The organism is Streptomyces sp. NBC_01471, from assembly GCF_041438865.1.
In the GTDB taxonomy this organism is placed as follows: Bacteria; Actinomycetota; Actinomycetes; order Streptomycetales; family Streptomycetaceae; genus Streptomyces.
In genome coordinates, this window is the sequence record NZ_CP109450.1 from 5,381,981 (window position 1) to 5,393,902 (window position 11,922).

Genomic DNA, 11,922 nt, shown 5'->3' on the forward strand with positions numbered 1-11,922 from the left:
GCTCGGGGGCGGTATCCGGGAATGGCGGGCCCGCCCCCGGGCGTTGCACCAGAAGAGTTGCCGCAGTTGAGAAGTGCGCCTCCCGAGGAGAGACATGCCCGAGAAGACCCCCGTCGACTTCTGGTTCGACCCGCTTTGCCCCTGGGCGTGGATGACGTCCCGCTGGATGCTGGAGGTCGAGAAGGTCCGGGAGGTCGAGGTCCGCTGGCACGTGATGAGCCTCGCCGTCCTGAACGAGGACCGTGTCGACGAGCTGCCCGAGGAATACCGCGAGATGCTCGCCGTCAAGGCCTGGGCACCGGTGCGGGTCGTCGTCGCCGCCCAGCAGAAGCACGGCGACGAGATCGTCGGCAAGCTGTACACCGCGCTCGGCACCCGTTTCCACAACGAGGGCCAGGGCCCGACCCGTGAGGCCATCGCGGCCGCGCTGGACGAGGTGGGCCTGCCCGCCGAGCTGCTCGACTACGCCGACCAGAGCCCGTTCGACTACGAGGCGGAGCTGCGCGCCTCCCACCGGGACGGCATCGACAGGGTCGGCCAGGAGGTCGGCACCCCGGTCATCGCGGTCACCGGCGCCGACGGCGAGCAGGTCGCCTTCTTCGGCCCGGTGGTCACCCCGGCACCCAAGGGCGACGAGGCGGCGAAGCTCTGGGACGGCACGCTGATGGTCGCCTCGGTCCCCGGCTTCTACGAGATCAAGCGGACCCGTACGCAGGGGCCGATCTTCGACTGAACCCCGGCCGACGACGACAGCCGGCCTCCGCGAGTCATGTCCTCGCGGTGGCCGGCTGCTTTTTTCCGCCTGCAGGTGAAGGTTGAGAAGACGATCACGAGCAGGACGTCACGGGTGCCGCCGTCAGGCGGTTGCGCTCCGCGCCGTCACGGCGCGAGCAGCAGCACGTCGGCGCGCTCCTTGGCCGCGGCGTAACGCTTCGCCACGTCCTGCCAGTTGACGACCTTCCACATCGCCTCGATGAAGTCCACCTTCTGGTTCTTGTACTGGAGATAGAAGGCGTGCTCCCAGGCGTCGAAGACCAGCACCGGCACCGAACCCTGGCCGACGTTGCCCTGGTGGTCGTAGATCTGCTCGACGATGAGCCGTCCGCTGACCGGCTCGTACGCGAGGACACCCCAGCCGGAACCCTGGGTGGTCGCGGCGGCCTTGGTCAGCTGGGCCTTGAACTTGGCGAAGGAGCCGAACGACTCGGCGATCGCGCCGGCGAGGTCGCCGACGCCGTCCTTGTCGAGGGGCTCGCCGCCGCCGTCACCGGTCATGTTGTGCCAGTAGATGCTGTGCAGGATGTGGCCGGAGAGATGGAACGCGAGGTTCTTCTCCAGCCCGTTCACCGCGCCCCACTGGTCCTTGTCGCGCGCCTCCGCCAGCTGCTCCAGCGTGTCGTTCGCGCCCTTCACATACGCCGCATGGTGCTTGTCGTGGTGCAGCTCGATGATCTGGGGATTGATCACCGGTTCCAGCGCCGCGTAGTCGTACGGAAGTTCAGGAAGTGTGTAAGTCGCCATGTCGTCCGAGCCCTCCGACTGCTTATTGCAACCAATGTGCAAATGCAGGCTAGCAGCAGGTGCGTCCTGAGCGCGGGAGGCCCTGCCCTTACGTCCCGCGGAGGCCGGGACGCCGGGCGCACACAGCCGGAAGGGCGGGCGCCCTCTGCGGGCGCCCGCCCTTCCGTCACCTCTGGATCCCGCAGGAACTAACCGCGTCGCGCGCTCAACTCCCGTACGCCCGCGACCACCAGCACCACGGCCGTCGCGCCCAGCGACCACAGCAGCTGCGGGCGGGCCGTGGCATCGGTCAGCATCAGGATGAAAACGGCGGCCAGACCGATCAGCGTGGCCCAGCTCAGCCACGGGAAGCCCCACATCCTCAGCTGGAGCAGCTCCGGGGTGTCCCGCTCGATCCTGCGGCGCAGCCTCAGCTGGGAGGCGGTGATCAGCGCCCACACGAACAGCAGGACCGCGCCCACCGCGTTGAGCATGTAGAGGAAGACCGAGTCCGGCCATTCCAGATTCAGCAGGACCGATATGAACCCGAAGGCGACCGAGGCGAGGACCGCCCGGCGCGGCACACTGCGGGTGACCTTGAGCAGCCCGCGCGGCGCCTCGCCGCGCTCGGCCAGCGAGAAGATCATCCGCGACGAGCCGTACAGATTGGCGTTCAGCGCGGAGAGCATCGCCACGAAGACGACGATGTTCATGATGGTGCCCGCGGACGGCACGCCGATCGAGTCGAGCACCGTCACATACGGGGACAGCCCCGCCTTCTGGGCGCTCCAGGGCAGCACTGTCACGATGACCAGCATCGACCCCACGAAGAAGAAGAGGATCCGGAACACCGCGCTGCGCACCGCCCGGCCGACCGCGTGCACCGGATCCTTGGTCTCGGCCGCGGCGATCGTCACGACCTCCAGACCGCCGAAGGCGAAGACGACCGCGAGTACCCCGGAGAAGACGCCGTGCCAGCCGTGCGGCAGGAAGCCGCCCTGCCCGGTGAGGTTGGTCAGCCCGACGGGGTCGGTGTCCGGGAGCACACCGAAGACCGCCAGCAGCCCGAGCACCAGGAAGAGGACGATGGCGCCGACCTTCAGCGCCGCGAACCAGAACTCGAACTCGCCGAAGTTCCGTACGGCCGCGAGGTTGGTGACGGTGAAGACCACCATGAAGACCAGTACCCAGGCCCACTGCGGGACGCCGGGCACCCAGCCGTTGGCGATCTGGGCCGCGGCCGTCGCCTCCACCGCGAGGACGACCACCAGCAGGAACCAGTACAGCCACCCCGCCGTGAATCCCGCCCAGCGTCCCAGTGCCCGCTCCGCGTACACCGAGAACGAACCGGACGCGGGCAGTGCCGACGACATCTCGCCGAGCATCCGCATCACCAGCATCGCGAGCGTGCCCGCGATCAGATAGGAGACGACGATGCCGGGGCCCGCGGCCGCGATGCCCGCGCCCGAACCCACGAAGAGCCCGGCGCCGATCACCCCGCCCAGGCCGAGCATGGTCAGATGGCGCTGCTTCAGCCCGGCGGAGAGAGGCTCCGCCGGAAGTGGTTCGGACATGTCAACGCTCACGATGCTCGGGATGATGGGGCCGGACGGTTGTGGCTGGATGTTTTTGCTGGACGTTTTGGTGAGATCCCACAGTGTCTCCAAGTGGCCGTCCGTTCCGCAACGGAGATGCAGCTGCCAGGACCTCCAGTGACGAGCATCACGCACGAAGGCGGTTGAACCACGCGCTTTGTATGAAACCAACCAAAGCCCCAACCCACGCTTTGTGGGCCGCTGCTGGTGTTCCGGCCCGCGTCGCCGCGCTAACGTCAGCCTGTTCCCACCTGCCCTCACCCGCGGAGACCCGATGAGTACTGCTGCCGCCACCACCCGCCCCGGAGCGGTTCTCGCCGACCTGCTGCCGGCCACCCGTGTCCGCGACATCGCGCTCGTGCTCGGCGGCGCCGCGATCACCGGCGTAGCGGCGCAGATCGCCGTGCCGATCCCCGGCTCCCCGGTCCCGGTCACCGGACAGACCTTCGCCGCGCTCCTCGTGGGCGCCTCGCTCGGAGCGCGCCGCGGCTTCCTCTCCCTCGCGGTGTACGCGCTGGTGGGCATGGTGGGTATGCCGTGGTTCGCGAACGGCACCTCGGGCCCCGGCGGCGCCACGTTCGGCTATGTCCTGGGCATGCTGCTCGCATCGGCCGTGGTCGGCGCGCTGGCCCGGCGCGGCGGCGACCGGTCCGTGCTGCGCACCGCGGGCACCATGGTGCTCGGCTCGGCGATCATCTACGCGGTCGGCGTCCCGTACCTGGCACTGGCCACCGGCCTCTCGGCCTCGGCGGCCATCGCCGCCGGTCTTGTCCCGTTCCTCATCGGCGACGCGCTGAAGGCCGCCCTCGCGATGGGCGCGCTGCCGAGCGCCTGGAAGCTGGCGGGCCGCCGCGGCTGACCCGCGCGACCGACGGACACACATGCGGGAGGGGCCGCACCCGGATCGCCGGGTGCGGCCCCTCCCGCATGCACGAGTTCAGCGGAGTGCGGATCAGCCGGTGGACCCGGCCGGCCCCACCGGCGCGACGGCCTTCCGCCGCCGGTCCCGCACCACCGCGACCACCAGCACCACCGCGGCCGCCAGCACCGAGAGCAGCATCTGCTTGCGGCCCTCCGTGTCGTACAGCATGTAGCCGACCACGAAGAGGATCAGGCCGATCGTCGCCCAGGTCAGATACGGGTACAGCCACATCCGTACGGTCAGCAGCTCCGGGTTCTCCCGCTCGATCCTGCGGCGCATCCGCAGCTGCGAGAAGCAGATGACCAGCCACACGAAGAGCGCCACCGCGCCCGACGAGTTCAGCAGGAACTGGAAGACGGTGTCCTGCGCGATGTAGTTGAAGAAGACCGCGACGAAACCGAACGCGACGGACGCCCAGATCGCGACGGCGGGCACGCCACCCCGGTTGACCGTGGCGAACGCCTTCGGGGCGTCACCGCGCTGACCGAGCGAGAAGGCCATCCTGGAAGCCGTGTACAGACCGGAGTTGAGACAGGAGAGCACCGCGGTCAGCACCACGACGTCCATGATCGTGCCGGCGCCGGGGATGTCCAGCGAGTCGAGCACGGCCACGTACGGACTGGCCGTGACCGCCTTGGAGTCCCACGGCAGCAGCGTGACGATGACGAAGATCGAGCCGATGTAGAAGAGCGCGATCCGCCAGATCACGCTGTTGACCGCCTTGCGGACGGCCTGCACCGGGTTGGGCGACTCGGCGGCGGCCAGCGTCACGATCTCCGAGCCCATGAAGGAGAAGACGACCAGCAGCATCCCGGAGAGGATCGCGCCGGGCCCGTTCGGCAGGAACCCGCCGTGTCCGGTCAGATTGCTCATCCCGGCCGGGTCGTCGCCCGGCGGCAGGCCGAAGACGGCGAGCAGCCCGATCACGATGAAGGCAATGATCGAGACGACCTTGATCCCGGCGAACCAGAATTCGAATTCACCGAACGAGCCGACCGAGATCAGGTTGGTGCCGGTCAGCACCAGCATCACCAGGAGCGCCCAGGCCCACTGCGGTATCGCGGGCACCCACCCGGTGAGGATCGACGCGGCCGCGGTCGCCTCCACGGCGAGGACCACGGCCCAGAAGAACCAGTAGAGCCAGCCGATGGTGAACCCGGCCCACCGGCCGAGCGCCCGGTCGGCATAGGTGGAGAAGGAACCGGAGACCGGATCCGCCGCGGCCATCTCGCCCAGCATCCGCATCACCAGGACGACGAGCAGTCCGGTCAGCGCGTAGGAGAGCAGAATGCCGGGGCCCGCGGCGTTGATCCCGGCTCCGGAGCCCACGAACAGCCCCGCGCCGATCACACCACCGATGGCGATCATCGAGAGATGGCGGTTCCTCAGACCGGCCTGAAGTCCATCAGGCGAATCCCCGCCGGGCGACCTGTCAGCGACCCGCGAAGGAGGTGCAGCACTCATGCTCTCTGTCCTTAATTGTCGCGAACGGGTCACGCAATACGTGCCCCGACCAGGCGTCCCACCTACCCGGCGTGCCACACTCGAAGCATGCGCGTGTACCTCGGTTCCGATCATGCCGGTTATGAACTCAAGAACCACCTCGTCGAGTGGCTCACCGCCCACGGCCACGAGCCCGTGGACTGCGGTCCCCACATCTACGACGCCGTGGACGACTACCCGCCGTTCTGCCTCCGGGCCGCCGTGAAGACGGCCGCGGACCCCGACAGCCTGGGCGTCGTCATCGGCGGCTCCGGCAACGGCGAGCAGATCGCGGCCAACAAGGTCAAGGGCGTACGGGCGGTGCTCGCCTGGAGCGAGCAGACCGCGGCGCTCGGCCGGGAGCACAACGACGCCAACGTCATCTCGGTCGGCGGCCGGATGCACACGCAGGAGGAGGCGGTGAAGTTCGTGGAGATCTTCCTCAACACCCCGTACTCCGGCGAGGAGCGCCACCAGCGCCGGATCGACATGCTCACCGCGTACGAGGCGACCGGCGACCTGCCCCCGGTCCCCGCCCACCACCCGCAGAAGGACTAACCGCCCCGTGCCCGAGGGTCACACGATCCACCGACTGGCCGCCGACCACTTCGAGAGGTTCGGCGGCCGGCCTGTGCGTGCCTCCAGCCCGCAGGGCAAGTTCTCCGGCAGCGCGGCCCTCATCGACCGCCACACCCTGGAGACCGCCGAGGCGCACGGAAAGCATCTCTTCCTGGGCTTCGGCGCGGGCGGCTGGGTCCACATCCACCTCGGGCTGTTCGGGAAGCTCGGCTTCGGCACCGCGCCCGCCGCGCCGCCGACCGACACGGTCCGGCTGCGCCTGGTCAACGACGAGGCGTACGCCGACCTGCGGGGCCCGACCACCTGCGCGCTGATCACCGACGGTGAGAAGCAGGCGATACACGACCGGCTCGGTCCCGACCCGCTCAGGCCCGGCGACTCCCCGGACCGCGCCTGGTCCCGGATCTCCCGCTCCCGTACGACGGTGGCCGCCCTGCTCATGGACCAGAAGGTGATCGCGGGCGTCGGCAACGTCTACCGCGCCGAGGTGCTCTTCCGGCACGGCATCGACCCGTACCGCGCGGGCAAGGACCTGACCCGCGCCGAGTGGGACGCGATCTGGGCCGACCTCGTGGCCCTGATGCGCGAGGGCGTACGGAACAACCGCATCGACACCGTCCGCCCCGAGCACATGCCGGAGGCGACCGGCCGGGCGCCGCGGGTCGACGACCACGGCGGCGAGGTGTACGTCTACCGCCGGGCCGCGATGCCCTGCCACCTCTGCGGCGCCGAGATCCGCACCGCACCACTGGCGGCCCGCAACCTCTTCTGGTGCCCGGACTGCCAGCAGCGCTAGGTGTTCTGTCCGGGCCGGGCCGGACCCCGCGAGCCCGGCCCGATCCACTCACCCGCTCAGAACCCGTGCGGCAGCCAGGGCGCCTTCTGCGAACCGAAGGCGAGCGACGCCTCGGCCAGTGCCCCCGGCCGCAACTCCCGCACCAGACCGGCGTCGGCCAGTGCGGCGAGCGGCGTACCGCCCAGATAGGCGGCGCCCAGCTCGCGTACGGACAGTTCGAGATCGGCCGCGTCGTCGGTCCGTACGCAGGACGCGCCACCGGTGTCCCCGGTCAGCCGCCAATTCCCGCTGTTCCAGGGGCAGAAGGCGTCCTCGACGCCGAACACCACATCCACCGGCGCCCGGTAGGCGCGGGCTCCGAGCGCGGCCCCCACATCGACCAGCCGCAGATGAAGCACATCACGGACCTGGATCCGGCACCGGCGGATGTCCGACACGAGATACTGCCAGGGGTCGTCCATGGGCCGGTTGCGGACGTGCAGCGTCGACGTCAGGTCGATGCCGAACAGGAAACGCCACAGAGCCGCACCCGCCGCCGGGTCCACCGCGTCGATCTGCCGCAGCTGGACGGAGCCCCTGGGGCCCGCCGCGTCCGACTCGGGCTTCGTGCGGAACCGGGCGTACCCCACCATCTCGCCTCCCCGCTCGGCGACCACGCACTGCAGCGGCGACGCGCCCTCCCGCTCGGACGGCGGGTCGACCAGCGGCACCCGCTCCCAGCCCGGCGTCCGCAGGGGCATCCCGGGGCGCGAACCGACGGAGCGCACGTACAACTCCTCGCACTGCGCGGCCACCTCCTGGACCGGCGCGTACCGCAGCCGTACGGCGTCGGTCCCCGGCGGAACCGCGAGCGTCACCCGCGAGGTGTCGATCTCGGCCGACAACTGCCGGGAGGCGATGCCGTACCCGAACCGCCCGTAGATCGCCGGTTCCGAGGCGGTCAGTACGGCCAGCGGCTCACCGAGCGCCCGCACGTCGTCCAACTGCCGCCGCATCATGGACGTCAGGATCCCGCGCCGCCGGTGCGTGGCCGCGACACTGACCATGGTCACGCCCGCCGCCGGTACGTACGCGCCACCCGGCACCGAGAGCCGGAAGCTGAACGCCCCCGCGGTGCCCACGCACTGATCCCCGTCCCAGGCGCCGATCGAACGCTCGAACTCGGTGAGGTCGTCCCAGACCTCGCGCTCCTCGGGTGACTCGTCGACTCCGCCGAAGGCCCGCATCAACCCCGCATACCAGGTGTCCATGTTGTCGCGGCGCAGTACCTTCAGCTCTGTATCCATGAGCCATCCCTACCAGCGCGGCCCGCACCGGGCGAGTCAATTTCGAACTCAATGTCACAGGGTCCCCCTGCGCGGGACCCGCACGGGTGGATAAGGTCCGAGCAATGGCCGGTCGCGTCGGAGAAGAAGCGTTCCTGGCCCGGATGCGGAAGTCGGTGCACCGGGCCAGAACCGTGCTGCGCCGGTCCGGTGTCGACTACTTCCGCGGCGACGGCTCCGAAGGACTCGCCCTCGCCACCCTCCTGCTGACCGTCCCCGCGCTGGCCTGGGCGACCATCCTCACCCCGGTCTGGTGCTCGCCCTCGACGCTGGTCCTGCCCATCGTGGCCGGCGGACTGCTGCTGCGGCCGGCGAGTCTGCTGGGCCTCTACGCCGCAGCGGCCGCCGCCCTCGTCGTCGAGTCGGTCAAGCTCGGTCCGTACACCGACGGCGCCGCGCCGGTCACCCCCGGCACGGTCCTCACCGTCGCCGCCTGCGGGCTCTTCGGTCTGCTCATCGCGCAGTTCCGCAGCCGGGTCGGGGTGCCGTGGCGGCGCGGCGGAACCATGCTCTTCGACCTGCGCGAACGGATCCGCGTGCAGAGCAAGCTGCCCCGGCTGCCGCAGGGCTGGCACCGCGAGATGGCGCTGCGGCCCGCCGGCGGGCAGTCCTTCTCGGGCGACTTCGTGGTCGCCGCCCGCACCGGCGGCGGCCGGACCCTGGAGGTCGTCCTCACGGACGTATCGGGCAAGGGGATGGACGCGGGCTCCCGCGCGCTGCTGCTCTCGGGCGCCTTCGGCGGCCTGCTCGGCTCACTCCCGCCCCACGACTTCCTGCCGGCCGCCAACGGCTATCTGCTGCGCCAGGACTGGGACGAGGGGTTCGCCACCTCGATCCATCTGGTCCTCGACCTGGACACGGGAGACTACGAACTCCTCTCGGCGGGCCACCTCCCGGCGCTCCAACTGCACGCGGGCAGCGGCCTCTGGGAGGAGAAGTCGGGCGAGGGCCCGCTCCTCGGCGTCTACGACGGCGCCCAGTTCGACGCGGCCAAGGGGTCGCTCGGCCCCGGCGACGTCCTGATGCTCTTCACCGACGGTCTGGTCGAGGCGCCCGACCGCGACATCAGCGAGGGGATCGACCGGCTGACCGGCGAGGCCGACCGCTATGTCGCCAGCACCTTCGAGGGCGCGGCCTGGCACCTCATCGAGGCGGTGGCCAAGGACGTCAACGACGACAGGGCGCTGCTGCTGATCTGCCGGGACGGTGACGCGGGGCCGGTGCTGTAACCGCCGCCCGTACGCCGCATCTCGGCACCCCGTCACGCAGTCGAGCCCCGTCCGACGGTTTCTCCGTCGGACGGGGCTCGACTGCGGGCGGTACTGCTGGTTCAGCTCAGGGGCCCGGACCCGGGTCTAGGCCGGGACCTTCTCGCGCTCCCGCTCCCGTGCCTTCTCGACCGGGTCGGACCGGAACGCCCACTTCATCTCGGGCTCCGTCGCGAAGCGCATCACGCGCCGCACCGGCGGCGTGCAGAACAGCGTCACGGCCGCCGCCATGAAGAGCGTCGCGAAGACCTCGCCCAGCGGGCTCTTCAGCCAGCTGTAGTCGTCGATCAGGCCCGCGTACTCGATGGTCTTGATGAGCAGACCGTGCAGCAGATAGCCGCAGAGCGTGCCGGCGCCGAGCGCGGTGAACCAGGTCCTGCGGCGCGGCACGAGGGCCAGGAAGCAGGCGGTCAGCACCAGCCCGCAGACGGTGAGGCCGAGCGTCATCACGACGCCCTCCCACCAGTCGACGCCGAGCTGCTGGGCGCTGGTGCCCCGGTAGAACCAGTTGAGCGTCATCCTGGGCGCCGCCCAGTAGGCGAACACCAGCGTCACCAGCATGATCGCGACGGCCACCGGCCGCGCACCGCGGCGCTGCACCCACTCGAAGTGCTCGGGCTTGAGCTTCAGGCCCAGCACGAAGAACGGCAGGAACTGGAGCACCCGCTGCAGATCGAGGTCGTCGCCGATGTTCGGGGTGACCGACGCCAGGACCGCGATGACGAGCGAGATGGTCATCGGATAGCGCAGATTGAGCCAGATCGGTGTGGTGACCCGCCAGATGAAGAGGGCGATCAGGAACCACGTCAGGAAGTACGGGTCGAGCAGGCTGATCTCGTGACCGGGGTCGTTGTTGCCCCACTTCTCGTAGAGCGAGTAAGTGGTCTCGAAGATCACGTAAGGAACGACGACACCCGTCACCAGCCGGCGCAGCCGGTCGGGACGCATGTCAAAACTGCGGGAGAAATATCCCGAGATAATGATGAATGCAGGCATGTGGAACGTGTAGACGAACATGTACAGCGCCCGTGTGGTGCGGCTGCCGTCCATGATCGGCTCCCACGCGTGTGCCATGGCCACGAGCACGATGGCCAGGAACTTCGCGTTGTCGAAGAGCGCGTTGCGCTGCTTCTTGGCGCCGGGGGCGGACGCCGGTGCGGATGCTGTGTCAGGTCTGGGTGGCGCCTGTGAGCCTGTGGGGGGTTCGGGTTCCGTCTCCCGCGCCAGGGGGAGTGGGGCCCGCTGATATTCGTGTGGAGCATGAACCATTCGAGGAACCCTAGCGTCGCGTGAGGGAATCCGTAAAACCCTCTCGGTGGTCTGTCGGGTGGCTGTGATATCCGCAGTACGTGTACCCCCGTGGCTTACCTTTACTAGCCTGATCTTATGTATGCATATGGGGTGTCTCATCCCGCTTAAATGGTGCATAACGACCGACTTACCGGCCTGCTCCGGGGCCGGTCCGGGGGTGGTTCACTCTTATCGCAATCGCCTGTGAACGAAATGTGTGGACAGTGAAACGATCGATTCGGATTTACTTCCGGGAGTGGCGGGGCAGACAGTCCGGAAATTGCCGTCGCGCGCCCCGGTGGAGCCCGCGCGCCGGGCGCCGGAGCCGGACGTGAGGGGAGCGTGGGATGGCGCGATCCGATCGGCGCCGTTTCGTCACCGGGCAACAACCACAGGCCTGTTGGTGGCACCATGGACCCGCGGAAGAAGTGCTGGAGCGGCATCGTTCCCGGCCGGCAAGGCGGACCGACCAAGGGTTGTGATCAGTTGTGGCCATTTCACTGTCAGTGGTGCTGCTGTTGGCGATCGTCCTTGTGGTGTTGATCCGCGGTGGATCCATCAAGGCCGGTCCGGCGATCGTCGCCATACTCTTCGGCTTCTTCCTGGCATCGACGGGCATGGCTCCGTCGATCAGCAGGTTCCTCGACTCGATAGCCGACACGATCAATCAGATCAAGTTCTAGCGCCCGCCGTGCCGGTGCCGGCCGGGGTCCCCGTCGGCACCGGCGAGCGGCGGTGGCGAGCGGTGCCGGGCCGCGGGGAACGGCGGCGGAGACAGCGGAAGGCCCGGCCGGTGAATTGAGTCACCGGCCGGGCCTTCTCGCTGTTCGGAGCGGGCGACGGGAATCGAACCCGCGTAGCTAGTTTGGAAGACTAGGGCTCTACCATTGAGCTACGCCCGCAGGCACCGCCGGTCGGAGCGACCGCGGCACGAGAAGCATCGTAGCGGGTCGGACCCGGTCCGCGCACACCAGTCCCGCGCCACCCGGAACCCCGTAAACGCGTCCACGGCGCGGCGGGCGGGCATGTACCCTACGTCTCGCACCGACGGGGTGTGGCGCAGCTTGGTAGCGCGTCCGCTTTGGGAGCGGAAGGTCGTCGGTTCGAATCCGGCCACCCCGACCAGCAGCAAGATCGCATTGTGGGTCTCCTCCTGCTTGCCGTT

At 69.3% G+C, this 11,922-nt stretch carries 11 protein-coding genes and 2 tRNA genes; 7 read left to right on the forward strand and 6 right to left on the reverse strand.

Going from position 1 to position 11,922, the window contains the following annotated elements; translation table 11 throughout:
- Window positions 1-94 precede the first annotated feature (94 nt).
- Window positions 95-733 carry a DsbA family protein gene (locus tag OG285_RS24090; RefSeq protein WP_356825846.1) on the forward strand — a complete coding sequence of 213 codons (639 nt, stop codon included), beginning with the start codon at window positions 95-97 and terminating at the stop codon, window positions 731-733.
- 146 nt (window positions 734-879) lie between these two features.
- Here the strand turns inward: OG285_RS24090 and OG285_RS24095 are convergent, their stop codons facing one another.
- Both OG285_RS24095 and OG285_RS24100 read right to left on the reverse strand, forming a co-directional pair.
- Complete coding sequence (locus OG285_RS24095) at window positions 880-1,521, reverse strand: superoxide dismutase (RefSeq protein WP_356825844.1); 642 nt, start codon at window positions 1,519-1,521, stop codon at window positions 880-882.
- A gap of 188 nt (window positions 1,522-1,709) precedes the next feature.
- Complete coding sequence (locus tag OG285_RS24100) at window positions 1,710-3,074, reverse strand: amino acid permease (protein WP_356825842.1); 1,365 nt, start codon at window positions 3,072-3,074, stop codon at window positions 1,710-1,712.
- Between the two features lie 295 nt (window positions 3,075-3,369).
- On the opposite strand from OG285_RS24100, the gene OG285_RS24105 reads away from it, so the two are divergent.
- Window positions 3,370-3,954: a biotin transporter BioY gene (locus OG285_RS24105; RefSeq protein WP_371792177.1), complete on the forward strand. Its 585-nt coding sequence runs from the start codon at window positions 3,370-3,372 to the stop codon at window positions 3,952-3,954.
- A gap of 93 nt (window positions 3,955-4,047) precedes the next feature.
- Here OG285_RS24105 and OG285_RS24110 read toward each other — a convergent pair whose 3' ends face one another.
- Window positions 4,048-5,481: an amino acid permease gene (locus tag OG285_RS24110; protein WP_356825838.1), complete on the reverse strand. Its 1,434-nt coding sequence runs from the start codon at window positions 5,479-5,481 to the stop codon at window positions 4,048-4,050.
- Window positions 5,482-5,568: 87 nt separating this feature from the next.
- Between OG285_RS24110 and OG285_RS24115 the strand changes: the two genes are divergently transcribed.
- Complete coding sequence (locus OG285_RS24115) at window positions 5,569-6,057, forward strand: ribose-5-phosphate isomerase (RefSeq protein WP_328326558.1); 489 nt, start codon at window positions 5,569-5,571, stop codon at window positions 6,055-6,057.
- Window positions 6,058-6,064: 7 nt separating this feature from the next.
- Complete coding sequence (locus tag OG285_RS24120) at window positions 6,065-6,874, forward strand: DNA-formamidopyrimidine glycosylase family protein (protein WP_356825836.1); 810 nt, start codon at window positions 6,065-6,067, stop codon at window positions 6,872-6,874.
- Between the two features lie 56 nt (window positions 6,875-6,930).
- Here the strand turns inward: OG285_RS24120 and OG285_RS24125 are convergent, their stop codons facing one another.
- A complete protein-coding gene (locus tag OG285_RS24125; protein ID WP_371792178.1) occupies window positions 6,931-8,160 on the reverse strand; it encodes a GNAT family N-acetyltransferase in 1,230 nt (409 codons plus the stop codon).
- A gap of 104 nt (window positions 8,161-8,264) precedes the next feature.
- On the opposite strand from OG285_RS24125, the gene OG285_RS24130 reads away from it, so the two are divergent.
- Complete coding sequence (locus OG285_RS24130; protein ID WP_356825832.1) at window positions 8,265-9,428, forward strand: PP2C family protein-serine/threonine phosphatase; 1,164 nt, start codon at window positions 8,265-8,267, stop codon at window positions 9,426-9,428.
- A 126-nt stretch (window positions 9,429-9,554) separates the two neighbouring features.
- Here the strand turns inward: OG285_RS24130 and OG285_RS24135 are convergent, their stop codons facing one another.
- Window positions 9,555-10,736, reverse strand: coding sequence for an acyltransferase family protein (locus OG285_RS24135; protein WP_356825830.1), 1,182 nt, complete (start codon window positions 10,734-10,736; stop codon window positions 9,555-9,557).
- Window positions 10,737-11,245: 509 nt separating this feature from the next.
- On the opposite strand from OG285_RS24135, the gene OG285_RS24140 reads away from it, so the two are divergent.
- Entirely contained in the window at window positions 11,246-11,440 is a 195-nt protein-coding gene (locus tag OG285_RS24140; RefSeq protein ID WP_356825828.1) for a hypothetical protein, read from the forward strand.
- A 148-nt stretch (window positions 11,441-11,588) separates the two neighbouring features.
- Here the strand turns inward: OG285_RS24140 and OG285_RS24145 are convergent.
- Window positions 11,589-11,659 (reverse strand) — tRNA-Gly (locus OG285_RS24145).
- Between the two features lie 146 nt (window positions 11,660-11,805).
- Between OG285_RS24145 and OG285_RS24150 the strand changes: the two genes are divergently transcribed.
- Window positions 11,806-11,882 (forward strand) — tRNA-Pro (locus OG285_RS24150).
- The last annotated feature ends 40 nt before the right edge of the window (window positions 11,883-11,922 follow it).

Excerpts from the sequence above, each read along its gene's own strand:
- OG285_RS24090 (WP_356825846.1), top strand. The coding sequence starts at position 95 with ATGCCCGAGAAGACCCCCGTCGACTTCTGGTTCGACCCGCTTTGCCCC.
- OG285_RS24095 (WP_356825844.1), bottom strand. The coding sequence starts at position 1,521 with ATGGCGACTTACACACTTCCTGAACTTCCGTACGACTACGCGGCGCTG.
- OG285_RS24100 (WP_356825842.1), bottom strand. The coding sequence starts at position 3,074 with ATGTCCGAACCACTTCCGGCGGAGCCTCTCTCCGCCGGGCTGAAGCAG.
- OG285_RS24105 (WP_371792177.1), top strand. The coding sequence starts at position 3,370 with ATGAGTACTGCTGCCGCCACCACCCGCCCCGGAGCGGTTCTCGCCGAC.
- OG285_RS24110 (WP_356825838.1), bottom strand. The coding sequence starts at position 5,481 with ATGAGTGCTGCACCTCCTTCGCGGGTCGCTGACAGGTCGCCCGGCGGG.
- OG285_RS24115 (WP_328326558.1), top strand. The coding sequence starts at position 5,569 with ATGCGCGTGTACCTCGGTTCCGATCATGCCGGTTATGAACTCAAGAAC.
- OG285_RS24125 (WP_371792178.1), bottom strand. The coding sequence starts at position 8,160 with ATGGATACAGAGCTGAAGGTACTGCGCCGCGACAACATGGACACCTGG.
- OG285_RS24130 (WP_356825832.1), top strand. The coding sequence starts at position 8,265 with ATGGCCGGTCGCGTCGGAGAAGAAGCGTTCCTGGCCCGGATGCGGAAG.
- OG285_RS24135 (WP_356825830.1), bottom strand. The coding sequence starts at position 10,736 with ATGGTTCATGCTCCACACGAATATCAGCGGGCCCCACTCCCCCTGGCG.